Below are 23,918 nucleotides of genomic sequence, written 5' to 3'. Positions count from 1 at the left end.
CCATGGTCGACATTCTCAATCAATTCTGGCGCGCGTTTCTGTACTGGGACGGTCAGCGCATGTCGGGTCTGGCCGTCACGCTGTGGCTGCTGGTAGCGTCGATCGGGATCGGCTTTTTCATGGCGATTCCGCTCGCGGTGGCGCGCGTGTCGAAGAAGCGCTGGCTGTCGACGCCGGTGCGTCTCTACACTTACGTGTTTCGCGGCACGCCGTTGTATGTGCAACTGCTGCTGATCTACACCGGCATGTACAGCCTCGAATTCGTGCGCTCGCATCAGTTGCTCGACGCGTTTTTCCGCAGCGGCTTTCATTGCGCGATTCTCGCCTTCGCCCTGAACACCTGCGCATACACCACCGAGATTTTCGCCGGGGCGATCCGTTCCACTTCGCACGGCGAAGTGGAAGCGGCCCGTGCTTACGGCATGAGCTGGTTCACGATGTACCGCCGCATTGTGATACCGTCCGCGCTGCGCCGGGCGCTCCCGTTGTACAGTAACGAAGTGATCCTGATGCTGCACGCCACCACGGTCGCGTTTACGGCCACGGTGCCGGACATTCTGAAGGTGGCGCGCGATGCGAATTCGGCCACGTATCAGTCGTTCGATGCGTTCGGCCTCGCGGCGTTGATTTACCTCGTGGTGTCGTTCGCGCTGGTGGCCTTGTTCCGCCGCGCCGAGCGTCACTGGCTGGGTTACCTGACGGTGCGCACGCACTGAGCAGGCATGTTTCGATTGAGCGGCGCGGCTCGCCCGTGCCGTCACGTAGATTGATCCGTATTTTCAAAGGGAGAGCATCTTGCTCCACACGACTCAAACCGAAGCTTGCAAGCTCGCCGTTCAGGACATTCACAAGCGCTACGGCGACAACGAAGTGCTCAAGGGCGTGTCGCTCAACGCGAATAAGGGTGACGTGATCAGCATCATCGGCGCGAGCGGATCGGGCAAGAGCACCTTCCTGCGCTGCATCAATTTTCTCGAGCGGCCGAACGCCGGGCAAATCGTCGTCGACGGCGAAAAGGTCAAGACCAAAGCCGACCGCGCCGGCAATCTGGAAGTGGCCGATCACAAGCAATTGCAACGCATCCGCACGAAGCTCGCGATGGTGTTTCAGCACTTCAACTTGTGGGCGCACATGAATGTGATCGAGAACATCGTCGAAGCACCGATTCATGTGCTCGGCTTGTCGCGTCGCGAAGCCGAAGAACGGGCGCGCGAATATCTCGAGAAGGTGGGTCTCGCGCCGCGTCTGGAAAAACAGTATCCGTCGCATCTGTCGGGCGGTCAGCAGCAGCGCGTGGCCATTGCGCGTGCGCTGGCGATGAACCCGGACGTGATGCTGTTCGACGAGCCCACCTCCGCGCTCGATCCCGAACTGGTCGGCGAAGTGCTGAAGGTGATGCAGAAGCTCGCCGAAGAAGGCCGCACGATGATCGTCGTCACGCATGAAATGGGTTTCGCGCGCAATGTGTCGAACCATGTGATGTTCCTGCACCAGGGCCGCACCGAAGAAGAGGGCTTGCCCGCTGACGTGCTCACCACGCCGCGCAGCGAACGGCTCAAGCAGTTCCTGTCCGGCAGCCTGAAGTAACGCGCGGCTCGCGTCGTCCTCTTAAGCGATGGCTCGCACGTCCAACCCGGCTCGCACCACGCAGGTCGCCATCGTCGCCTTGCCGCCGGTGTCGATGTCGGGCGTCGGGCCGATTGTCGACGCGCTCAATCTCGCCAATGAAATCGACGGCCGCGCGCTGTACCGCGTGCAGGTGTGTTCGTGGGATGGCCGCGCGGTGCCCTTGTCGGGCGGCGCGCAATGGCCGGCCGATGCCGCCTTCGGCGATGCGATTTCGTGCGACTGGCTGATCATCGTCAGCGAACGGTTCCAGCAATTCGCCGACTATCGCCTCTTTCTCGCGAGTCTTTCGCGCGTCGGGCAGCGCACGCCGCTCGTCACCGGTATTCATCACGGCGTTTGGTGGCTGGCGATGGCGGGGCAATTGTCCGGCTATCGCGTGAGCGTCAACTGGGAAACCTACCAGCAGTTCTCCGAGCAGTTCGAGCGCTCGATTGTCACCCAACAGATCTTCGAAATCGACCGTGATCGCGCCACCTGCGCGGGCGGTCAGGCAACGGTCGACTTCATGCTCGCCATGATCGGCCGCGATCACGGGCCGGAGTTGGCGGACCGGATCGCCGATACGCTGGGCGTCGGCGTGTTGCGCGCGGGTGAAGAGCGGCAGCGCATTCCGTTCGTAACCGCGCCAGGCGAGCGCCATCCGCGCCTGAACGATGCGCTGATGCTGATGGAAGCAAATATCGAAGACCCGCTGACCACCGATGAAATCGCGGGTCTCGTCGGTGTCTCGCGGCGTCAGCTGGAGCGGCTGTTTCGCCAGTATCTCGGCTCGATGCCGTCCAAATACTATCTTGGCCTGCGGCTTTCGAAAGCGCGCACCCAATTGCAGCGCACCAGCAAATCGGTGGTGCAGATCAGCCTTGCTTGCGGGTTTTCGTCGGCGGCGCACTTTTCGAATGCTTACCGCGAACGCTTTGGTGTCACACCACGCGAGGATCGTCGTAACTGGATCGACAAGCAGACTGGCGCAGCGGCCAGTGAGCCGCGCCCGGCCGCACTGATCGAACGGCCCGATCAGGTGGAATAGGCAGGCCGGACAAGCAAGCTGAACAAGCGGCGGAAAGAGCAGCCGAACAGGCGCAATAAACGGCCGGGAAGCACGCTATTCGGGACCCGCGCGCGACCTGGGCGCCCGGAAGCTCATAGAAAGCGTCGCGTATGCGCAAGACGTATCGCGTGCGGTTTCCTACACTACGTGTATTACCTCTCACCTGTAACGAGGATTTGCCATGAACGACCTGACTGTGACACGCCAGACTTTCGACGAAGTGATGGTGCCGGTGTTTTCCCCCGCCGCCTTCGTGCCGGACCGCGGTCTTGGCTCACGCGTCTGGGATACGGAAGGCCGTGACTATATCGACTTCGCCGGCGGTATTGCCGTCACCGCGCTCGGTCATGCGCATCCTGAACTGCTGAAAGTCCTGCACGACCAGGGCGGCAAGCTGTGGCACATCGGTAACGGCTACACCAATGAACCGGTGCTGCGTCTCGCCAAACGTCTCGAAGACCTGACCTTCGCGGACCGCGCGTTCTTCGCCAACTCGGGCGCGGAAGCGAACGAAGCGGCCTTGAAGCTGGCGCGCCGCGTCGCGTTCGAACGCCATGGCGCCGACAAGGTTGAAATCATTTCGTTTACGCAGTCGTTCCATGGCCGCACGTTCTTCACCGTGAGCGTTGGCGGCCAGCCGAAGTATTCGGAAGGTTTCGGCCCGGTGCCGGCCGGCATCACCCACTTGCCGTACAACGATATCGAAGCGGCGAAGCAGGCCATCGGCGCGCAAACCTGTGCGGTGATCGTCGAGCCGATCCAGGGCGAGGGCGGCGTGATCCCGGCCGATCCGGCGTTTCTGAGGGCGCTGCGCGAAGCCTGCGATCAGCACGGCGCACTGCTGATTTTCGACGAGGTGCAAACGGGTGTGGGCCGCAGCGGTTACTTCTACGCGTATCAGGAAACCGGCGTGACGCCGGACATCCTGACCACCGCGAAGGCGCTCGGCAACGGCTTCCCGATCGGCGCGATGCTGACCACCAAGGAACTGGCTGCGCACTTCAAGGTCGGCGTGCATGGCACGACCTACGGCGGCAATCCGCTGGGCTCGGCGATCGCGGAGAGGGTGGTCGAACTGGTCAGCGATCCGCGGCTGCTGGAAGGCGTGCACTCGCGCAGCGAGGCGCTGAGGGGGCAACTTGCCAAGCTCAACGAACGCTTTGGCATCTTCGAGGAAGTGCGCGGCAAGGGTCTTTTGATCGGTGCGGAATTGACCGACGCGTTCAAGGGCCGTGCGAAGGACTTCGTCACCGCGGCCGGCAAGCACGGCGTGATCATGCTGATGGCAGGTCCGGACGTGTTGCGCTTTGTACCGTCGCTGATCATTCCGCTCGACGACATGTATGAAGGCTTCGCGCGTCTGGCGAAGGCGATCGACGAAGTGGTCGGCGCAACCGCTGAAGCCCCGGCTCGTTAATCAGGCGTCACATTCAATCAGGAACGACGATGCTCTTCGTACGCCCCAGCCGCCTCGCGGATCTCGATGCGCTCGAACATATGGCGCGCACCGCGCAACCGGTGCTGCATTCGCTGCCGCACGACCGCGGTGCGCTCGAAGCGCGCGTCGCGTTGTCGGAAGACTCATTTCGCGCGGAGGTCGATTTTCCGGGCGAGGAGTTCTATCTGTTCGTGCTCGAGGACGCGGAGAGCGGCAAGCTGATGGGCACGGCGAGCATTGTCGCCGCGGCCGGTTATTCGGACCCGTTCTACGCGTTTCGCAACGACGCGCTGATTCATGCGTCGCGCGAGTTGCACGTGAACCGCAAGATTCACGCGCTGACCATGTCGCACGAATTGACGGGCAAGAGCCGGCTGGCGGGTTTTTACATCGACCCGTCGCTGCGTGGCGACGCGGCCGCGCATCTGATGTCGCGGGCGCGAATGATGTATATCGCCGCCAATCGCAAGCGTTTCACGCCGGAAGTGTTCTCGCTGTTGCTCGGCGTGACCGACGACTCAGGCGTGTCGCCGTTCTGGGAAGCGGTGGGGCGCAAGTTCTTCGGCCGCAATTTCGCCGACATCGAAATCGAATCGGGCGGCCGCAGCCGTACCTTTATCGCCGAAGTGATGCCGACCTATCCGATCTATGTGCCCTTGCTGCCGGAAGCGGCACAGCGCGTGCTCGGCGAGCCGGATTCGAAGGCGCTGCTCGCGTATGAGATCCACCTCGAAGAAGGCTTCGAGACGGATCGCTTCATCGATATTTTCGACGCGGGTCCGGTGTTGACCGCGCAGGTCGATCGCAGCGCCTGCGTGACGCGCAATGAAACACGGGTGGTGCGCGAAGCCGGCGCGCCGGCCGGCGGCTCGACGTATCTGATCGCGCATAACGGTGCGGACGGTGAGTTCCGCTGCGTGCTTGGACCATTGTCGGACGGTAAAGCAAGCGGCGCGTCGTTGTCGCATGCGGCGCGCGCCGCACTCGGCGTGCAGGAGGGCGACGCGGTACGCTGCGTGCCGCTGCACCAGCCGCATCAGGAAGAATCTTCGGGAGACGCACAATGATCGTCGTTCGCGTTGTGCAACGAGGCGATGTGGACGCGCTCATGCGGCTTGCGCAGGAGACCGGTCCCGGCCTCACCACCTTCAAGCCGGATCGCGATGCACTCGCGGCGCGCGTTGAACGTGCGCGCCGCACGATGGAAGACAAGGCCGAGCCGCACGAAGCCGGTTACTTCTTCGTGATGGAAGACACCGACACCGGCGACGTGGCCGGGGTATGCGGCATCGAAACCTCAGTCGGTCTGCAGCAGCCGTTCTACAACTACCGCGTGAGCACCGTCGTGCACGCGAGCCAGGATCTCGGCATCTGGACGCGCATGCGCGCGCTGAACATTTCGCATGACCTGACGGGTTACGCCGAAGTGTGTTCGCTGTTCCTGAGCCCGCGTTACCGCACGAGCGGCGTCGGCGGCTTGCTGTCGCGTTCGCGCTTCATGTTTCTTGCACAGTTCCGCGAGCGCTTTCCGCAGCGCTTGTGTGCGGAATTGCGCGGCCATTTCGATGCGGAAGGCACCTCGCCGTTCTGGCGCGCGGTCGGCTCGCATTTCTACCAGATCGATTTCAACGCGGCGGACTACCTGAGTTCGCACGGCCGCAAGGCGTTTCTTGCTGAATTGATGCCGCGTTATCCGGTGTATGTCGAACTGCTGCCGGAAGAAGCGCAAGAATGCGTCGGCCTCACGCATAGCGACACGATTCCGGCGCGCCGCATGCTCGAATCGGAAGGGCTGCGCTACGAGAATCACGTCGATATCTTCGATGCGGGCCCGGTGCTCGAATGCCATATCGCCGACTTGCGCACCGTGCGCGAAAGCGTGGTGGTGCCGGTCGAGATTGCCAATGTGCCGGCGGGCGCGCCGCAGGATGCACCGCGTTCGCTGGTATCGAATACGTCGCTCGGCGATTTTCGCGTGGGCGCGGCTGCCGGCGTGCCGCAAGACGGCGTGTTCCGCATGAGCGCCGCCGAGGCCGCGGCACTCGACGTCAAGACAGGCGACCCGGTGCGGGTGCTGCCGCTGAAACACAAATAAGGATGATCATGAGCGAGCTTTTCATCGACGGCGAATGGGCCGCCGGCACAGGACCCGCATTCGCGTCGCACAACCCGGGTACGGGCGCGACGGTGTGGGAAGGCAACAGCGCCTCGGCGGACGACGTCGATCGGGCGGTGCGCAGCGCACGCCGTGCGTTCGCGGCATGGTCGGCGCTGAGTCTCGACGAGCGGTGCGGCGTGGTGCGCCGCTTCGCTGCACTCGTGACGGAACGCAAGGAAGCGCTTGCCGAAGCGATCGGCCGGGAGACCGGCAAACCGCTGTGGGAAGCGCGCACTGAAGCGGCTTCGATGGCGGCGAAGGTCGAGATTTCGATTCAGGCCTATAACGAGCGCACCGGTGAAAAACGTTCGCCGATGGCCGACGGCACTGCCGTGCTTCGGCATCGTCCGCATGGCGTGGTCGCGGTGTTCGGGCCGTATAACTTCCCTGGCCACTTGCCGAACGGGCATATCGTGCCGGCGCTGATCGCGGGTAATGCGGTGGTGTTCAAGCCGTCCGAACTCGCGCCGGGCGTGGCGGCTGTCACCGTGCAGATCTGGCGCGATGCGGGCTTGCCCGCTGGCGTGCTGAACCTCGTGCAAGGCGAGAAAGAGACGGGCATTGCGCTTGCCAACCATCGGCAGATCGATGGCTTGTTCTTCACGGGTAGTTCGGATACCGGAACATTGCTGCACAAGCAATTCGGCGGCCGTCCGGAGATCGTGCTGGCGTTGGAGATGGGCGGCAACAATCCGCTCGTGATCGGACCCGTGGCGGATCTCGACGCCGCGGTCCACCACACGATTCAATCGGCGTTTTTGTCGGCAGGGCAGCGTTGCACCTGCGCGCGCCGTATTTTCGTACCGAACGACGCCTTCGGTGATCGCTTCGTAGAACGACTGACTGAAGTGACTTCGCGAATCAGCGTCGGCGAATACAACGCTGATCCGCAGCCGTTCATGGGCGCGGTGGTTTCCGCGCGGGCGGCTTCGCGTCTGGTCGCGGCGCAGGAGCGTCTGCTTGCCGACGGCGCAAAAGCACTGCTGACGATGGAACAGCGCGATCCGGCACTCGGCTTTGTCACGCCCGCGATTCTCGACGTGACCGCCGTGAAGAACCTGCCGGACGAAGAGCATTTCGGACCGCTGGCGCAGATCATTCGCTACAGCACGTTCGACGAAGCGCTCGACAAAGCCAACGACACCGAGTTCGGCCTCTCCGCCGGCCTGCTCGCCGACGACGAAGCACTGTGGACGCATTTCCAGCGCACCATTCGCGCGGGCGTGGTCAACTGGAACCGGCCGACCAACGGTGCATCGTCGGGTGCGCCGTTCGGTGGCCCGGGGCGGTCGGGCAATCACCGGCCGAGCGCGTACTACGCTGCCGACTACTGCGCGTATCCGATGGCGTCCGTCGAAAGCGCGCAACTGCACATGCCCGCGAGCGTCTCGCCGGGCCTTCAATTCTAAGGATCGACGATGCAAGCCACTGAAGCCAATTTCGACGGTCTCGTCGGCCCGACCCACAATTACGCCGGACTCTCGTTCGGCAACGTCGCGTCGCAGAACAACGAGAAGTCGGTTGCCAACCCCAAAGCGGCTGCCAAGCAAGGCCTGCGCAAGATGAAGCAGTTGGCCGATCTCGGCTTTCATCAAGGCGTGTTGCCGCCGCAGGAGCGTCCTTCGATGCGCCTCTTGCGCGAGCTCGGTTTTTCGGGCGACGACGCGACGGTGATCGCACGCGTCGCCAAAGACGCGCCCGAGTTGCTGGCCGCGGCGAGTTCGGCTTCGGCGATGTGGACCGCGAACGCGGCGACGGTGAGCCCCTCGGCCGACACGCACGACGGCCGCGTGCATTTCACGCCGGCCAATCTGTGCAGCAAGCTGCATCGCGCGATCGAACATGAATCGACACGCCGCACCTTGCGCGCGATTTTCAGCGACGCCGACCGTTTCGCGGTGCATGAGGCACTGCCCGGCACACCGGCGCTCGGCGACGAAGGCGCGGCGAACCACACGCGTTTTTGCTCGGAATACGGCACACGTGGCGTCGAATTCTTCGTGTATGGCCGCAGCGAATATCGCCGCGGACCGGAGCCGAAGCGTTTTCCCGCGCGTCAGACCTTTGAGGCGAGCCGCGCGGTCGCGCATCGTCACGGTCTGGCAGAAGCAGCCACAGTGTACGCACAGCAGAATCCCGACGTGATCGACGCGGGCGTGTTCCATAACGACGTGATCGCGGTCGGCAATCGCAATACGCTGTTCTGTCATCAACTGGCGTTTGTCGAACAGAATGCGGTGTATGACGAACTGCGCAGCAAACTCTCCGGGCTGAAGGCCGAATTCAACGTGATCGAAGTGCCCGACGCGCAGGTGAGCGTGGCCGACGCGGTCACGTCGTACCTGTTCAACAGCCAGTTGCTGACGCGCCCGGACGGCAAACAGGTGCTGGTGGTGCCGCAGGAATGCCGCGAGAATGCGCGCGTGGGCGCCTATCTGGACGAGCTGACCGCGCACACCGGTCCGATCGACGACGTGCTCGTGTTCGATCTGCGCGAAAGCATGAAGAACGGCGGCGGTCCGGCATGTCTGCGTCTGCGCGTGGTGTTGAACGACGCGGAGCGCGCAGCGGTGACGCCTGGCGTGTGGATCAACGACAAGCTGTTCGGCCGCCTCGATACGTGGATCGAAAAGCACTATCGCGATCGTCTCGCACCGACCGATCTGACCGATCCGCAACTGCTCGCCGAGTCGCGCACTGCGCTCGACGAACTGACGCAGATTCTCGGTCTGGGTTCGCTGTATGACTTCCAGCGCTGAACGCGGCATGCCGGTTTCGATGCTCGACGATTTCCTTGCCTACACGTTGGCGGGGACGCAGCCTGGCGCGCAGGAAACGCAGGGTGTGTGCGCCAACGGCGGCGTGCGCTGGTCGTGGCTCGATGATGGTGTGCTGCTCATGGAGTCCGCGGTGCGGGATGACGGCACTCGCAGCGTGCTCGTCTCTGCCGGCGTGCATGGCGATGAAACCGCGCCAATTGAACTGCTGTCGTATCTGGTGCGCGATATCGCGCAAGGCGATGCCGCGCTGACGTGCCGCTTGCTGGTGATTCTGGGCAACGTCGACGCCATGCGCGACGCGTGCCGCTATCGCGACGACGATCTGAACCGGCTCTTCAGCGGCCGTCATACGCAAGTGCCGCACAGCCACGAAGCGCCGCGTGCGGCGGCGTTGGAGCGTGCGGCAATGCTGTTCTTTGCCGCGGCATCGCAAGCGCCCGGCGCCCGTTGGCACGTCGACATGCATACGGCGATCCGCCCCTCGGCTTTCGAGCAATTCGCCTTGTTGCCGCATACCGGCAAGCCGTTTTCGCGTGCAATGTTCGAGTGGCTCGGTGCAGCGCGCATTAGCGCGGTCCTGTTGCACACCACCAAGGGCAATACGTACTCGCACTTCACCGCACAGGCATGTGGTGCCGAAGCCTGTACCCTCGAACTCGGCAAGGTGCGCCCGTTCGGTCAGAACGATCTGACGCGTTTCGCCGGGGCGGACGAAGCGCTGCGCCATCTGCTAGCCGGTACAACGAACGGCAGCGTGCCCGCGGCGATGCCGCGCGTGTTCACCGTGATCGATCAGCTCACCAAGCAAAGCGATGCGTTCGAATTGCTGGTTGCCGCCGATGTGCCGAATTTCACGCCCTTTGTGAAGGACACCCTGCTCGCACGCGATGGCGAGTATCGCTATACCGTGCGTCATGACGAAGAGCGCCTCGTGTTTCCCAACGCGACGGTCAAGCCGGGTTTGCGCGCGGGTCTGCTGGTGGTGGAGACCACCCAGGAGACGCTCTCGAAGCTCGTTTAGCCGCACGCCGCTTCACATCCTTCACGCATCTCCTCTTGCCTGAACGCGACACGAATTTGCACCTTCGCCGTGCATCTGCGCAGGGTCGCGTGAAGGGCATTCTTTCCCCTGCCCGCCAGGCGTGCTTTGCCAGGCCTGTACAATCCCGCGCTCGCGGCTGTTGCGCCGCACCACACGGTCCGCATGAGTTTGAATCGCATTTTTGGCGCGGCAATCATGCTGGCCCGGATTCGGCTCCGTCTTATTCAATACCGTAGAGGAACACCCGCAATGAAAATGAATTGGCGAAACATGGCAGTACTCGCGCTGTTCGCGACGGCAACGGTAATGGCAGGCACCGCCTCGGCCGCAGATATCAAGGAAGTGCGTTTCGGCGTCGAGGCGTCGTATGCGCCGTTCGAATCGAAGTCGCCGTCGGGCGAGCTGCAAGGTTTCGATATCGACGTCGGCAATGCCGTGTGTGCAAAGCTCAAAGCGAAGTGCGTGTGGGTCGAGAATTCGTTTGACGGCCTGATTCCGGCATTGGAAGCGCGCAAGTTCAACACGATCAACTCGGACATGACGATCACGGACCAGCGCCGCCAGGCCATCGAATTCACCGATCCGATCTACACGATCCCGAATCAGATGATCGCGAAGAAGGGCAGTGGTTTGCTGCCTACGCCGGCCTCGCTCAAGGGTAAGCACGTCGGCGTGCTGCAAGGCACGATTCAGGAAACGTATGCGAAGGCGCGCTGGGCGCCGGCGGGTGTCGACGTCGTGCCGTATCAGACGCAGGACCAGATTTACGCCGACCTCGCGTCGGGCCGTCTGGACGCCGCGTTCCAGGACGCGGAAGCGGCATCGAAGGGCTTCCTGAAGAAGCCGCAAGGCGCAGGCTTCGAATTCGCCGGGCCGGCCGTCACCGACGAGAAGCTGCTCGGCGCGGGCGTGGGTTTCGGCATCCGCAAGGGCGACAAAGCGTTGAAGGACGCGTTGAACCAGGCGCTCAAGGAACTGAAGGCGGACGGCACGATCGACCGCTTCGCAGCCAGGTACTTCGACGTGAAGGTGGTGTTGAAGTAAGGCGTGGTGTGTCTTGCCTGATTGGTTTTGCTTGATGCAAACGGCCGCTGACGCGGCCGTTTGCAATTTGGGCGGCGTGCCGTCCACGTGCGGAATCACCTTCAGCCGGAAGTTCAGCGCTTCCAGACCTTCCGCGGGACGGGCATCCAATTATTTCGAGATATTGCGCCGCCGACATGTCGGCGCGCGGCGGCCTGCGCTAGAATCGTCGGGCTCACCGCAGGTGCAAAGGGCCTCAGGCCTTGGATGCGCACGAATGGTGCAGCGAAAACCAAAATACTGCAGGAAGCGCCTGGGCGGCGCGTAGCGGGGAACCGGAATGACCACCATCGCAATCGAGAATCCGAGGCAGACGAGTGCTTCGGACGATGCGCCACTGAATGCCAGCTTCGCGCGTCAGCCGATTCTGAATCGTGACGGAATGCTGTGCGGCTATGAAATCAAAGTGCGCGCACCGGATTTGCCTGCGGGCGCCGAACCTGGCGCGGGCGCAGCATCGGCCGCAGATTTGGCCGCTGATTCGGCTGTGGATGCCGATGCCTTGCCGGGCCGCGCGCCCGAGCCGGCACAGCGCGTGGCGCGAGCCGTGATTCGCGGTTTGATGCAGGGCATTGTGCGCGGAGCGCTCACCGGCCATCCCGCTTACGTCGATGTAAACCGCGAGATGCTGTTCGACGATTCGATCCTGCATCTGCCGGCTGACCGTTTCATGTTCGAATTGCCGCCGTCGATCGAGGCCGACGATGCGCTAGTTGCCCGTATCGTTCAATTGCACGGGCGGCGCTATCGTTTCGTACTCGACGAAGTAACGCAGCCCAATGAAACGTTTGCGAAGCTGCTGCCCTTTGCGGAAGTCGTCAAGATCGATTTCACTCGCGCGCCGAAAGCGCTGTTACCCAAATTGACGAGCGTGCTCAAGTCAGCGGGCAAGCTGCTGATCGCGCTGGGTCTCGATGCGCCGGCCGATCTTGAAGCGGCGCATGATCTCGGCTTCGACCGTTTTCAGGGCTACTTCTTCGCGCGTCCGCAGACCTCGGCGACGCGGCGCGTCAGTGCGCCGCGGCATGCATTGCTGAATCTGTTGCAGCTGTTGTCGGGCGACCCGACTGTCGCGCAACTCGAAGCTGAGCTCAAGCTGAATCCGGTGCTGGTCATGCATCTGATGAAGCTCGCGAATTCGAGCGGCCTCGCAGTCGGCCACAAGGTTACAACGCTGCGCGAAGCGATCAACGCGACCGGCACGAATCGGATCGCGCGCTGGACGCAACTGCTGCTGTATGCGGACGGCCGCAAGGTTGCGCTCGAGGACGATCCTCTGCTGCAACTGGCGGCGACCCGGGCGCGTTTCATGGAACTGGCGATTGAACGCTTGCCTGAAGCCGGCCGTGACGAAGCCGATGCGGCGTTTCTGACCGGCGTGTTTTCGTTTGTCGACGCGGTGTTCGGCGGCTCGCTCGAAAGCACGTTGAATGTGCTGACGCTATCGCGGCCGATTCAGGCCGGCATCTTGCATCGGCAAGGCGTGCTGGGGTTGCTGCTGACGGCGATCGAAGCGCTCGAGCGCGGGGCGTGGGACGAGATCGGTGCCTTGTGCGCGCGCTTGCAGCCGTTGACGGTGGAAGAGATCGCGGAGTTGGGGTTGGAGGCGGGGGCTTGGGCTGGGGTGGGGGATCGGAGTGCGGAGGGGTTGGAGCGGATTGAGGATTGAGGGGGTGTCGGTTGGCGAGTTGCTGGCTGATGTGCGTTGAACCACGGGTGCGAATGTCGCGGCGCAAATGGATGTGGTCTTTTCCCCCGATGTCAATTGAGAGGCACAGGCGGTTTATTTCAAAACGGCGAAGCACGGCTTCGCCGTTTTTGCGTTTACCGGCTACCTACTTGAACGAGCTTTGCCGTGCTATGCCTGAAGTCGCTGTCGCCCGCTTGAATTCTGACACCACCATCAGAAGTGGCCGATAGCGCGCCTTGGTCTGATGCGATAGATTCTGGGCCAATTCTTTCGATTTGAAAGAATTGGTTGCCATCACTTTGACACTTCTATCGCATTCATGGCTGCTTCTGTCGACTATAACGGCGCTGCTGACGCTTTCCAGATAACGTTTTCGACCGGCTATCGGGTCAGATTTTTCATCGTCAATCTTCTTTTGTTGGTCTTGGCGCTGTTTGTACTGATCGCGACGCTTATCGTGGCGATAAGAGGCGGCGGACTATTTGGCGCTCGCTGGTTCTGGTTGCCTGCCGCGCTCGGCGTGGGTGCGCTTGTTCTTCGCAGGATCTTGATCGCTGGTCTAACGGCGCCGCCGATCATCATCGATCGTTCTGGCAATGTTCGCCGCGGCTTCCAGCACGTGCAATTCAGAGACCGGCCCGCTGCGATTCTCACGGGGCCTGCGGCAGAGCCTGATAAACCGATTGGCTTCCAGCGCCGTGGGGTGAGGCTCAATTCATCGATCATTCTGGTTGGACCATACGGAGCGCGCTTTGTCATCTATACGGCGAAGAATGTTCACACTGTCCGCCATATCTTTGGTGGCGTTCGTGAATGGACGGGCGCCACAAACCGCGTTGTGCCACAAACGAGTGTGCCGGCAGGACGCCCATTGCTGTTCGGACTAGTCGCAGTGGGGATTGTGTCGATTGTCGGCTTACTTGTGCTCGTTTCCGATTACCTGCTTTTTTACCCCGCTTACATAGGTGTCTGGGCACTCGGCGCCAGCGTATTAGCGACTGCGTGCTTGATTCAGTTTGCGGTGATAGTGAGGCGTCGCAACTGGCCGGTCCAAGCGTTGAGAGTGCCACGTGTTCTGCGAGCGGCACATACGCTACTTGCGGGGCTGTCCATCTCCTGCTTCGCTGCAATGTTCTTTCACCTCGCTAACCTGATCGAGTTTCGCTGGACGCCGGGGCAGCTACGCACTGTCCAGACCTTCGTTTTGCGGACAAAAACATCGACGAGAGGATGCGGAAACCCGGTGTACCTGCTGGAGCCGACACTCAAGCGCGAAATCCGTTTCTGCGGCACCAGTTCGCGGAACGATTGGCAGGCAGGGCAGCGGGTGGAGATCGACGAATACGTCAATAAGTTTGGTGTGCGGCTGATTGGCATGCGGGCTTTGAATGTTGAGTAGAGAGCGGCTGGGATGGGAGTGGCGAAGGGTGCCTTTCCAAAACTGGCGCCTCGCGAAAGAGGCGCAATGGACTTTTTAGTTTGGTTCTTCGTCGACGTACTTTGTTGGGGTGTCGGGGCGGTTGGGTTGAAGATCTTATCTTTTGGAAAACTAAGGGTTTCCAGGTTGGAGCCAGACTGGGTTGCCGGATTTGGAGCTGTCGCTATAACCGTTACGTTAGCTTCCGTGATTTATATGATCAAAGGGGAGTGATCTGCAAATTGCAAGTCGCATCAAATGTCGGGTTGAGCGGCGTGGGCATCTTGACTCCGTACCACGCGCGTACATGGGGAAATAGGATTTCGCTATGTCATCCCGTTGTGGGTATTGCGGTTGGTGGAGGGTAAGTATGTTGATGAGCGACTCCTCAGTACGAGCATAACCTGGTGCGCGGGGTAATCGACGCGAATCTGCGGATAAGTGCCAGGCGAGGTTGCGTGATTTTTACGTTGTATTGCCGGTTGGCTGTTTTTTGCGAAAAATTGAGAGGTCAATGTGAATGGGTGTGCTGAAGTCGACGTTTCGAGAAGAAAATTAATTGTTGGGGTGGTTGCATTTGGGTTTGTTGTTGGTTGCAAAAAAGAAAGTGAGTTGAAAAGCACGCCGTTCTGGTTGCCATTTAATTTGGATAAATCTGGAAGTTTTTTGGAATGCGAGTTTTCCATTGAAAAAAAGGGTTTCTATGACGTAAGTTTGGAGTATTTTTTTGACAAAAAAAATTCCAGGTGATCGTGACCGCGTTTGGGCGCTGGTCGGTGGGCCGGGAGGAGAAATATCAGGTGGACGTGCTAATCGAGGGGCTCCATTATTAATAAATGTCGAGCTGGATAGGGTGGCCGGCACGGGATGGGAGTCAATTTCTAATAAAAGCGTTGATAGGCCTAAGCTTTCATCATGGGGTGCAGATAAGCTTGACGCCACGCTGGTTGTAGTTGAACTCGAGCCGGGAGTCTATCGGGTAAAAGTATTGAGCATGCTGGATGCCCCGGATTTGGCGCATGTAAGAGCTCAGATTTTGGTTAGCAAAGCATATTTTGGTAAATAATCGGATAATCAATGTAATATTTGACTATTAATATCTCGAGCCCTGGGACCGAGTTGGCTGACGGGACGGTTTCCACAGTTGGGCATATGTGGTACCAGCTTCATGACGGCGATGGTATCCACTCCACCAATCCGGACAATTCGAGTGCCTACTTCGACTTTAACGGCAGCGGCAGCCGTACGCATACCGGGTGGATCAGCGCGGGCGACGGATTCCTCGTTCTCGACCGTAACCGCAACGGCACGATCGACTCAGGCGCGGAACTGTTCAGCAATTTCACACCGCGAACCGCAATGACGCGATCCGGTCGTCGCGCAGGTAACGACGCAATCGATGAAGCCTGCGACCTGTACGGCAACGACACCGATGTAGTGGAACTCAATGTGGTGAGTGCATACATATGCATCAGTAAAGCAGATTTAGTCTTAATCGCGGCCTGTTAAATTAAGAATTTAAGAGAATATTCCATACTTTTATCATGTAGTTCGAGGCCACGCATCATTGGATCTATATTTTATGTAGAAATTTGTAAACCCATTATATTTCGTTTTGCTTTCATTGAAATTTTGGTGTAATTTTATGACTTCCGTGATGACCGACTGACGATTGGTGCGATATGTGTGTTGCCGAAAAATTTTATGTGATAACGCGTGAATACTATTTTCATAAAAACGATACCGATTAACTCAGAATATGGATCCTTGCCGGAGGATCGGTGAAAATTGCTGCAGAACAATGGGCCGTTCATGGAGCTCATCCGGAAATGCGGCTATCAATTGTAAGTCGTGCCTTGTCCTTCTCAGGCTGGGATTTTTCTTGTGCGATACCGACTAACACAAGAAATACCTATAGTCCGTGCATTTGGTATCAAAGCGAATTTTCCTTTTTCTTTGTTGTTGGGGACGGCCGGTACAATTGTTTTGTATTTTTGAGTTTTGGGATCTTGCGTAATGAGTCTGAAAAATGATGGCAATAAGCATGGAAGATTTCGACAAGGCGGCTGGCTCCGAAATGCTGAAGGATGCGGCGACGTATTTTGGGACCGAAGTGTCCAGAATAGTTAATGCTCGATCTGCATGGATTATCACTCCCGAAAATTAGATGCTTTCTCAATTTGATTGCGCAGTTAAATACTGCCAATCGTAGAGAAGTAGGGCATTTTGAACCGGATTATTGATTTTTATGATTTAAATTTATTCGATTGTTCTACGTAGGATTTTTATCGGAAATGGCTTTATCGTTGCCTGTATAGATAAAGGGGTGAGAGAAATTTTATGTATTCGGTGCCCACTAATATTGCGAATTCCGGTGCGCCATTGGCTAATGGAGGGACTTCCTCTGTAGGGCATAAGTGGCATGAGCTGAGAGCGATGCGGGGTCGTCAAATAGCTATGGATTCGCTCCATCAGCGAGCCATCACGGAAAAACCGTTGCTATCGACGACACGTAATTTTCGCTGACACTATGATTTCAAAATTATTTAATTTTGCCATCCTGACGATAGCGGTGTTTTATTACGGAAGTGGGCCGGTAAGAGTTCTTCTTTATGCGGCGCCTGAGCACAGTATGTTGACATATTCGGCTGGCATTGTTGATATAAGGAAAATATATCGAGGCGCGGAATACGTGACGTTAAGGGAGCAATCAGGGCTGCATAAATATCACTGTGGCTACTATTTATGGGGGCTGGGCGTTGGTTTTTGTCCTTTTGAAATTAGAGGGGGGATAAAATAAATGGAAAGGATGTGGTAATCGGTTGGTATGAGCAAAGAAGCGGATTTTGGGGTGTTTCGCAAAAGCAAATATTTGAGGTCTCTGCGAATGGAGGGGCTGTATTGAGTTTCGATAGTTCGGTGAAGTACTACGAAAAACAAAATAGCAAGGCGACCTGCTCATTTCTGCTGGTGTGCATCGTGATTGGGTATTTTTTTGTGTTGAGAAGAATTTTCGTTTATAGAAAATAATCGCTCTGTTCGTTGGGTAATAAGATATGAATGTTGCAAGCATTGATCACATTGGAATTGCTATTGGGCAGTTGGCTAACGGTCAAAATGCCGTTCAGGTCGGAAGATCGATCGGGGGGCATATGAAGGGCAGGAAAGAGGAAATCTACAAGCGTCGATTGCAGTTCTGCAGTTTGTCGACGGGATTATGGGCTCAGTTGGTAAATCGCTCTTTCCGCTTGCAACCAACGCGGGCACAATTTCTTGATTCGGGCCCGTTGTTGGCGTTGCCGCACTTGTAAATGACGTCTACAGCATTGCACTGGAAGTTCCGAGCGGGAAGGTATCCACTGCTAATCTGTATGCTGCTATAGGAGATGTTTTGAGAACATAAAAGATCAGATTTTAGTTAGTAAAGCATAGTAATCAGATAGACCTATGCCATCTTTGACTATTGATGGGTATATGGCCTCGTGGATGGGGTGGGTACGTTGACGGGCTCCTGTCCAAGGTTCGAGTGTAATCAGATGTGCGCGGGTAGTTCGAGCGGATCTGGAGGCAGGTGCGAGGCGAGGTTACGTGATTTTTAAGTTGCATTGCCGGTTGGCTGGTTTTTGCGAAAAATTGAGAGGTCAATGTGAATGGATGTGCTGCAGTCGACGTTTCGAGAAGAAAATTGATTGTTGGGGTGGTCGCATTTGGTTTTGTTGTTGGTTGCAAAAAAGAAGGTGAGTTGAAAAGCACTCCGTTCTGGTTGCCATTCAATTTGGATAAATCTGGAATTTTTTTGGAATGTGAATTTTCTATCAAAAATAAAGGTTTCTATGCCGTAATTTTGGAGTATTTTTTTGACCAGAAAATTCCGGGTGACCGTGCCCGTGTTTGGGCGTTGGTCGGTGGGCCGGGTGAAGAAATAGTAGGCGGACGTACTAATCGAGGTGCTCCATTATCATTAAAAGTCGAGCTGAACAGGATGGTCGGCAAGGGGTTGGAATCCATTTCTAAGCAAAACGTTGATAGGCCGAGGCTTTCTTCTTGGGGTGCAGATACGCTTGATGCCAGGCTACTTGTACTTGAACTCGAGCCGGGACTCTATCGATTAAAGATTTTGAACATGCTGGATGCTCCAGATTTTGAGAATGTAAGAGCCAAGATTTTGGTTAGTAAAGCATATCTTGGTAAGTGATCAGATAGACCTATGCCATCTTTGACTATTGATGGGTATATGGGCTAGTGGATGGGGTGGGTACGTTGACGGGCTCCTGTCCAAGGTTCGAGTGTAATCAGATGTGCGCGGGTAGTTCGCGCGGATCTGGAGGTGGGTGCGAGGCGTGGTTACGTGATTTTTAAGTTGCATTGCCGGTTGGCTGGTTTTTGCGAAAAATTGCGAGGTCAATGTGAATGGGTGTGCTGAAGTCGACGTTTCGAGAAGAAAATTAATTGTTGGCATGGTTGCATTTGGGTTTTTTGTTGGTTGTAAAAAAGAAAGCGAGTTAAAAACCATTCCGTTCTGGTTGCCATTCAATTTGGATAAATCTGGAAGTTTTTTGGAATGTGAGTTTTCCATTGAAAAAAAAGGTTTCTATGATGTAAGTTTGGAGTATTTTTTTGACAAAAAAATTCCAGGTGACCGTGGCCGCGTTTGGGGGCTGGTCGGTGGGCCGATTGAAGAAGTAATAGGTAAACGTATTAATCGAGGAGCTCCGTTATTAATAAATGTCGAGATGGATCGGGTGGTCGACACGGGATGGGAGTCCATTTCTAATAAAAGCGTTGATAGGCCCAGGCTTTCATCTTGGGGTGCAGATACGCTTGACGCCACGCTAGTTGTAGTTGAACTCGAGCCGGGAGTCTATCGAGTAAAAGTCTTGAACATGCTGGATGCCCCGGATTTGGCGCATGTAAGAGCCCAGATTTTGGTTAGTAAAGCATATTTTGGTAAGTAATCGGATAATCCTATGCCATATTTGACTATTAATATTTCGAGCCCTGGGACCGAGTTGGCTGACGGGACGGTTTCCACAGTTGGGCATATGTGGTACCAGCTTCATGACGGCAATGGGAATTCTACGAGCTACGGTTTTGCTCCACGAAAGGAAGAGTCCGGTCAGCCTTTTTCAAAAGGTAAGGTTTACAACGACGATAGTTCGAACTATCAAACCAGGAAGTATGCAACAACGATAGAAATTAGTGAGAGTCAGTATCAGGCGATGGAGAGATTCGGTGATGAGCCGGGCGACTATGGGTTCGATATGAACTACAACGGCCTAACCAACAGTTGCATCGACTTCACTTGGGCGGCTCTCAAAGAAGGCGGTTTGAATCCGAGTGGGTTCGAGGGCGGACTCTTGCCGACACTGAACATTATTAACGTCGAGTTCATGCGAAACACGCAGAACGGAGGATGGCTTTCGAACGTGATCAAGAATCTCGACATATTCAAGCTTCCCTTCGGAATTGGCGATTACTTCAAGTTTTTCATCCTAAGTGCCGGCATGGTCGACCCGTTGATCCTCGACATCGACGGCGACGGTATCCACACCACCAATCCGGACAATTCGAATGCCTACTTCGATTTCGACGGCAGCGGCAGCCGTACGCACACCGGCTGGATCAGTGCGGGCGACGGATTCCTTGTTCTCGACCGTAACCACAACGGCACGATCGACTCTGGCGCGGAACTGTTCAGCAACTTCACACCGCTCACAAACGGCACGCTCGCGGCGAACGGCTTTGACGCACTCCGCGAGTTCGACCTGAACAAAGATGGCGTCATCGACCACAACGACGCAATCTGGTCGTCGCTCAGAATCTGGCGCGATGCCAACGGCGACGGCACCTCACAATCGGGCGAACTGCTGAGCCTCGACGAACTCGGGATCATCTCGATCAATCTGAGTAAAGACGCCACGATCCGCACGCTCGAAAACGGCAACATGGTGCGAGGCTCCGGCTCGTTCGTGCAGATGGTCGATGGTGTGCCTGTCGAGCGGGACATGCAGGAAATCTGGTTCGGTCAGGATACGCTGCATCAGAAATTCGACACGGCGATCCCGCTGCGTGATGACGTGGTTGCAATGCCATATGTACAGGGCGCGGGCAATGTGCGTGATCTATGGCAAGCCGCGAGTCTCGATACTGCAGAGGGCGTAGCGTTGCGCACGCTCCTCGATCAAATAACGCAAGCAAAGACCGCTGTAGAACAGCAGGCGTTGATCGAGCCGTTGCTCAAGGCATGGGCCGCGACATCCGGCATGACGACGTCCCAGTCACTGACAGAATCTGGTAAACGCACAATCACTGGATCTGCCAACGATGTCGACTGGATTAGCCGCCTCACCGTCCTCGAAAAGATGTCCGGCACGATGCTCGGCGCCAATGCAAGCGGGACTGTCAATCTGTCGGGCACGCGCGGGCAGTATGTGTCGAAGGCGTGGTCGACGCTGGTCGAGTCGGTCTACAAAGCTATCGCGATGCAGACGGTCTGGATGCCGTATCTCGACGCGATTGGGTACGACGTCAATGAGGCAGGTCAAGTCCACGCCGACTTCAACGGCATGATGTCGAAGCTGAAAGCGGCGGAAAGCGTGATCGGCGCAACGGATGTCGCGTTCATACTGGCCGGACTGACGAGAGCATTTGGTGTGAACTGGTTGCTGCAAGGGTTCGACGTTGGCGTGGAACTCCGCACCTATGTCGAGGCACATCAGAGCGACGCGATGCGCGAAGTGCTTGGTCAACTGGGCGTCGTGTTCGGCGATGGCACACTGAACGGTAAGTCCACTGGCTCGTCGGGCAGCATCCTCATCGGGTTCACGGGTAAGGACGTGCTAAACGGCGGTGACGGCGACGACATCCTGCTGGGCGGCGACGGCAACGATACGCTTTACGGTGGCGCTGGCGATGACGTGCTTGATGGCGGCGCAGGTGATGACCTGTTGGTCGGCGGTACGGGCAGCGACACCTATCTGTTTGGACGGCGCTCGGGTAACGACACGATCGATGAGGTGTATGACCTGTACGGCAACGATACCGATGTGGTTCTATTCGATGCGGATATCCGCCCGCAGGATGTCACGGTGCGCCGCGACGGTCAGGGTTACGATCTGTTGCTGACCATCTCGGGTACGAACAACGTGCTGCGCGTCAAGACTCAGTTCTTCCAGTCTGGCGGTAGTTCGGTTTTCGGCTACGGCATCGAACAGTTCAAATTCGCGGACGGCACGATCTGGACCAAGCAGGACGTCGCCCTGATGGCATTGCAGGGCACGCCGGGCAACGACGTTCTGGTTGGCTACAACGGCGACGACGTACTCGATGGCGGCGCAGGCAACGACCTGCTGATAGGTGGCGCTGGCAGCGACACGTATCTGCTCGGCCGCCATTCCGGCAATGACACGATCGAGGAAGCGTACGACCCGAACGGCAAGGATACCGACGTCGTGCTGTTCGACGCGGACATCAAACCAGGCGACGTCACCGTGCGTCGCGACGGTCAGGGTTATGACTTGCTGCTGACCATCTCGGGTTCGAACAACGTGCTGCGCGTCAAGAGTCAGTTCTTCCAGTCTGGCGGCAGTTCGGTTTTCGGCTACGGCATCGAACAGTTCAAATTCGCTGACGGCACGACCTGGACGAAGCAGGACGTCGCCCTGATGGCATTGCAGGGCACGCCGGGCAACGACGTGCTGGTTGGCTACAACGGCGACGACGTACTCGACGGCGGTGCAGGCAACGACTTACTGATCGGCGGCACCGGCAGCGACACGTATCTGTTCGGCCGGCATTCCGGCAACGACACGATCGAGGAAGCATACGACCCGAACGGCAAGGACATTGACGTCGTGCTGTTCGACGCGGACATCAAGCCAGGCGACGTCACGGTGCGCCGCGACGGTCAGGGTTATGACCTGTTGCTGATCATTTCGGGTTCGAACAACGTGCTGCGCGTCAAGAGTCAGTTTTTCCAGTCTGGCGGCAGTTCGGTTTTCGGCTACGGCATCGAACAGTTCAAATTCGCGGACGGCACGATCTGGACCAAGCAGGACGTCGCCCTGATGGCATTGCAGGGCACGGCGGGCAACGACGTTCTGGTTGGCTACAACGGCGACGACGTGCTCGATGGCGGTGCAGGCAACGACTTGCTGATCGGCGGCACTGGCAGCGACACGTATCTGTTTGGACGGCGCTCGGGTAACGACACGATCGATGAGGTGTATGACCTGTACGGCAACGATACTGACGTCGTGCTCTTCGACGCCGACATCCGTCCGGAAGACGTTACCGTGCGTCGCGACGGTCAGGGTTATGACCTGTTGCTGACCATCTCGGGTTCAAACAACGTGCTGCGCGTCAAGAGTCAGTTCTTCCAGTCTGGCGGTAGTTCGGTTTTCGGCTACGGCATCGAACAGTTCAAATTCGCGGACGGCACGATCTGGACCAAGCAGGACGTCGCCCTGATGGCATTGCAGGGCACGCCGGGCAACGACGTTCTGGTTGGCTACAACGGCGACGACGTACTCGATGGCGGCGCAGGCAACGACCTGCTGATAGGTGGCGCTGGCAGCGACACGTATCTGTTCGGCCGCCATTCCGGCAACGACACGATCGAGGAAGCGTACGACCCGAACGGCAAGGACACTGACGTCGTGCTGTTCGACGCGGACATCAAACCAGGCGACGTCACCGTGCGTCGCGACGGTCAGGGTTATGATCTGTTGCTGACCATCTCGGGTTCGAACAATGTGCTGCGCGTCAAGAGTCAGTTTTTCCAGTCTGGCGGCAGTTCGGTTTTCGGCTACGGCATCGAACAGTTCAGGTTCGCCGACGGCACGAACTGGACCAAGCGGGACGTCGCCCTGATGGCAATGCAGGGCACGCCGGGCAACGACGTTCTGGTTGGCTACAACGGCGACGACATACTCGACGGCGGTGCAGGCAACGACTTACTGATCGGCGGCACCGGCAGCGACACGTATCTGTTCGGCCGCCATTCCGGCAACGACACGATCGAGGAAGCGTACGACCCGAACGGCAAGGACACTGACGTCGTGCTGTTCGATGCGGACATCAAACCAGGCGACGTCACCGTGCGTCGCGACGGTAACAGTTCGGACCTTCTGGTCACGCTGCCGGGTTCCGACAATGTACTGCGAATCAAGATGCAGTTCTACGCGAGCGGTTCGACGCTGCCGTACGGAATTGAACAGTTCCGTTTCGCCGACGGCACCACCTGGGACAAGGCTACGATCAACGCGAAAGCGATCGCAGCGCAGCCTAAGCTCATGTCGTCGATGCGAACCTTCGAGCCGGATCCAATCGACACATCGGCATATATCGAAAGCAAACTCGACCTGCTGATCCAGACAATGGCGAGCATCGCGCCGCCGTCGCTATCTGACTCGGCATGGCAGCAAGGCGCAACGCAAGCGCTGACACCGCCGGTAGCGGTGAACTGTTTCTAGTCCGCTTCGCCACCATCAGGTCGCGCGACGCTTACGTCACGCGACCTGCTTACCCGCAGCCGTAGCACGCAGAAAGCAATACCTCAATGCAACCCGATGCCGTCCTGAATACCCCGCGTAGCGAACATACGCAGCAGTCTCCGCTCAATTCCGACGCTCC

The 23,918-nt window shown here is 58.0% G+C and carries 17 protein-coding genes; all 17 read left to right on the top strand.

Annotated elements, in window-relative coordinates:
• Positions 1 to 2: 2 nt before the first annotated feature.
• Positions 3 to 716, top strand: coding sequence for an ABC transporter permease (locus P3T22_RS21250; protein WP_429326024.1), 714 nt, complete (start codon positions 3 to 5; stop codon positions 714 to 716).
• A 79-nt stretch (positions 717 to 795) separates the two neighbouring features.
• Positions 796 to 1,587 (top strand): ABC transporter ATP-binding protein, encoded by a 792-nt coding sequence (locus P3T22_RS21245; protein WP_063495485.1) that lies wholly within the window; start codon positions 796 to 798, stop codon positions 1,585 to 1,587.
• A gap of 28 nt (positions 1,588 to 1,615) precedes the next feature.
• Complete coding sequence (locus P3T22_RS21240) at positions 1,616 to 2,656, top strand: GlxA family transcriptional regulator (protein ID WP_063495486.1); 1,041 nt, start codon at positions 1,616 to 1,618, stop codon at positions 2,654 to 2,656.
• 202 nt (positions 2,657 to 2,858) lie between these two features.
• Entirely contained in the window at positions 2,859 to 4,094 is a 1,236-nt protein-coding gene (locus tag P3T22_RS21235; protein ID WP_429326023.1) for an aspartate aminotransferase family protein, read from the top strand.
• Positions 4,095 to 4,123: 29 nt separating this feature from the next.
• Complete coding sequence (aruF, locus tag P3T22_RS21230; protein WP_429326022.1) at positions 4,124 to 5,182, top strand: arginine/ornithine succinyltransferase subunit alpha; 1,059 nt, start codon at positions 4,124 to 4,126, stop codon at positions 5,180 to 5,182.
• Positions 5,179 to 6,210, top strand: a complete 1,032-nt coding sequence (gene astA / locus P3T22_RS21225) for an arginine N-succinyltransferase (protein ID WP_429326021.1) — start codon at positions 5,179 to 5,181, stop codon at positions 6,208 to 6,210. The genes aruF and astA overlap by 4 nt, the downstream gene beginning before the upstream one ends.
• Positions 6,211 to 6,218: 8 nt before the next feature.
• Positions 6,219 to 7,682, top strand: coding sequence for a succinylglutamate-semialdehyde dehydrogenase (gene astD / locus P3T22_RS21220; protein ID WP_063497874.1), 1,464 nt, complete (start codon positions 6,219 to 6,221; stop codon positions 7,680 to 7,682).
• 9 nt (positions 7,683 to 7,691) lie between these two features.
• Positions 7,692 to 9,032 carry an N-succinylarginine dihydrolase gene (astB, locus tag P3T22_RS21215; RefSeq protein ID WP_063495490.1) on the top strand — a complete coding sequence of 447 codons (1,341 nt, stop codon included), beginning with the start codon at positions 7,692 to 7,694 and terminating at the stop codon, positions 9,030 to 9,032.
• A complete protein-coding gene (astE, locus tag P3T22_RS21210; RefSeq protein ID WP_429326020.1) occupies positions 9,016 to 10,074 on the top strand; it encodes a succinylglutamate desuccinylase in 1,059 nt (352 codons plus the stop codon). The genes astB and astE overlap by 17 nt, the downstream gene beginning before the upstream one ends.
• A gap of 270 nt (positions 10,075 to 10,344) precedes the next feature.
• Positions 10,345 to 11,139, top strand: coding sequence for an ABC transporter substrate-binding protein (locus P3T22_RS21205; protein WP_429326019.1), 795 nt, complete (start codon positions 10,345 to 10,347; stop codon positions 11,137 to 11,139).
• Positions 11,140 to 11,458: 319 nt separating this feature from the next.
• Positions 11,459 to 12,847, top strand: coding sequence for an EAL and HDOD domain-containing protein (locus tag P3T22_RS21200; RefSeq protein WP_063495493.1), 1,389 nt, complete (start codon positions 11,459 to 11,461; stop codon positions 12,845 to 12,847).
• 340 nt (positions 12,848 to 13,187) lie between these two features.
• The gene (locus tag P3T22_RS21195; protein ID WP_429326018.1) at positions 13,188 to 14,267 is read left to right on the top strand and encodes a hypothetical protein; all 1,080 of its coding nucleotides are present in this window, start codon (positions 13,188 to 13,190) and stop codon (positions 14,265 to 14,267) included.
• 745 nt (positions 14,268 to 15,012) lie between these two features.
• Positions 15,013 to 15,351 (top strand): hypothetical protein, encoded by a 339-nt coding sequence (locus tag P3T22_RS21190; protein ID WP_148662113.1) that lies wholly within the window; start codon positions 15,013 to 15,015, stop codon positions 15,349 to 15,351.
• Positions 15,352 to 15,437: 86 nt separating this feature from the next.
• The gene (locus P3T22_RS21185; RefSeq protein ID WP_429326017.1) at positions 15,438 to 15,794 is read left to right on the top strand and encodes a hypothetical protein; all 357 of its coding nucleotides are present in this window, start codon (positions 15,438 to 15,440) and stop codon (positions 15,792 to 15,794) included.
• 2,176 nt (positions 15,795 to 17,970) lie between these two features.
• Positions 17,971 to 18,480, top strand: coding sequence for a DUF5625 family protein (locus P3T22_RS21180; RefSeq protein ID WP_148662116.1), 510 nt, complete (start codon positions 17,971 to 17,973; stop codon positions 18,478 to 18,480).
• 211 nt (positions 18,481 to 18,691) lie between these two features.
• Positions 18,692 to 19,240 (top strand): DUF5625 family protein, encoded by a 549-nt coding sequence (locus P3T22_RS21175; protein ID WP_148662117.1) that lies wholly within the window; start codon positions 18,692 to 18,694, stop codon positions 19,238 to 19,240.
• 264 nt (positions 19,241 to 19,504) lie between these two features.
• The gene (locus P3T22_RS21170) at positions 19,505 to 23,758 is read left to right on the top strand and encodes a calcium-binding protein (RefSeq protein ID WP_429326016.1); all 4,254 of its coding nucleotides are present in this window, start codon (positions 19,505 to 19,507) and stop codon (positions 23,756 to 23,758) included.
• Positions 23,759 to 23,918 lie beyond the last annotated feature (160 nt).

It is taken from the genome of Paraburkholderia sp. GAS348, assembly GCF_050434205.1.
In the GTDB taxonomy this organism is placed as follows: Bacteria; Pseudomonadota; Gammaproteobacteria; order Burkholderiales; family Burkholderiaceae; genus Paraburkholderia.
The sequence above is the reverse complement of the archived record's forward strand: the minus strand, read 5'-3'. Positions and strand labels throughout refer to the sequence as shown.

What these genes read in the sequence shown, in the direction of transcription:
- P3T22_RS21200 (WP_063495493.1), top strand. Translation starts at nt 11,459, where the DNA reads ATGACCACCATCGCAATCGAGAATCCGAGGCAGACGAGTGCTTCGGAC.
- P3T22_RS21185 (WP_429326017.1), top strand. Translation starts at nt 15,438, where the DNA reads ATGTGGTACCAGCTTCATGACGGCGATGGTATCCACTCCACCAATCCG.
- astD (WP_063497874.1), top strand. Translation starts at nt 6,219, where the DNA reads ATGAGCGAGCTTTTCATCGACGGCGAATGGGCCGCCGGCACAGGACCC.
- astA (WP_429326021.1), top strand. Translation starts at nt 5,179, where the DNA reads ATGATCGTCGTTCGCGTTGTGCAACGAGGCGATGTGGACGCGCTCATG.
- P3T22_RS21235 (WP_429326023.1), top strand. Translation starts at nt 2,859, where the DNA reads ATGAACGACCTGACTGTGACACGCCAGACTTTCGACGAAGTGATGGTG.
- astB (WP_063495490.1), top strand. Translation starts at nt 7,692, where the DNA reads ATGCAAGCCACTGAAGCCAATTTCGACGGTCTCGTCGGCCCGACCCAC.
- P3T22_RS21240 (WP_063495486.1), top strand. Translation starts at nt 1,616, where the DNA reads ATGGCTCGCACGTCCAACCCGGCTCGCACCACGCAGGTCGCCATCGTC.
- P3T22_RS21205 (WP_429326019.1), top strand. Translation starts at nt 10,345, where the DNA reads ATGAAAATGAATTGGCGAAACATGGCAGTACTCGCGCTGTTCGCGACG.
- P3T22_RS21250 (WP_429326024.1), top strand. Translation starts at nt 3, where the DNA reads ATGGTCGACATTCTCAATCAATTCTGGCGCGCGTTTCTGTACTGGGAC.
- aruF (WP_429326022.1), top strand. Translation starts at nt 4,124, where the DNA reads ATGCTCTTCGTACGCCCCAGCCGCCTCGCGGATCTCGATGCGCTCGAA.
- P3T22_RS21170 (WP_429326016.1), top strand. Translation starts at nt 19,505, where the DNA reads ATGGAGAGATTCGGTGATGAGCCGGGCGACTATGGGTTCGATATGAAC.
- astE (WP_429326020.1), top strand. Translation starts at nt 9,016, where the DNA reads ATGACTTCCAGCGCTGAACGCGGCATGCCGGTTTCGATGCTCGACGAT.
- P3T22_RS21195 (WP_429326018.1), top strand. Translation starts at nt 13,188, where the DNA reads ATGGCTGCTTCTGTCGACTATAACGGCGCTGCTGACGCTTTCCAGATA.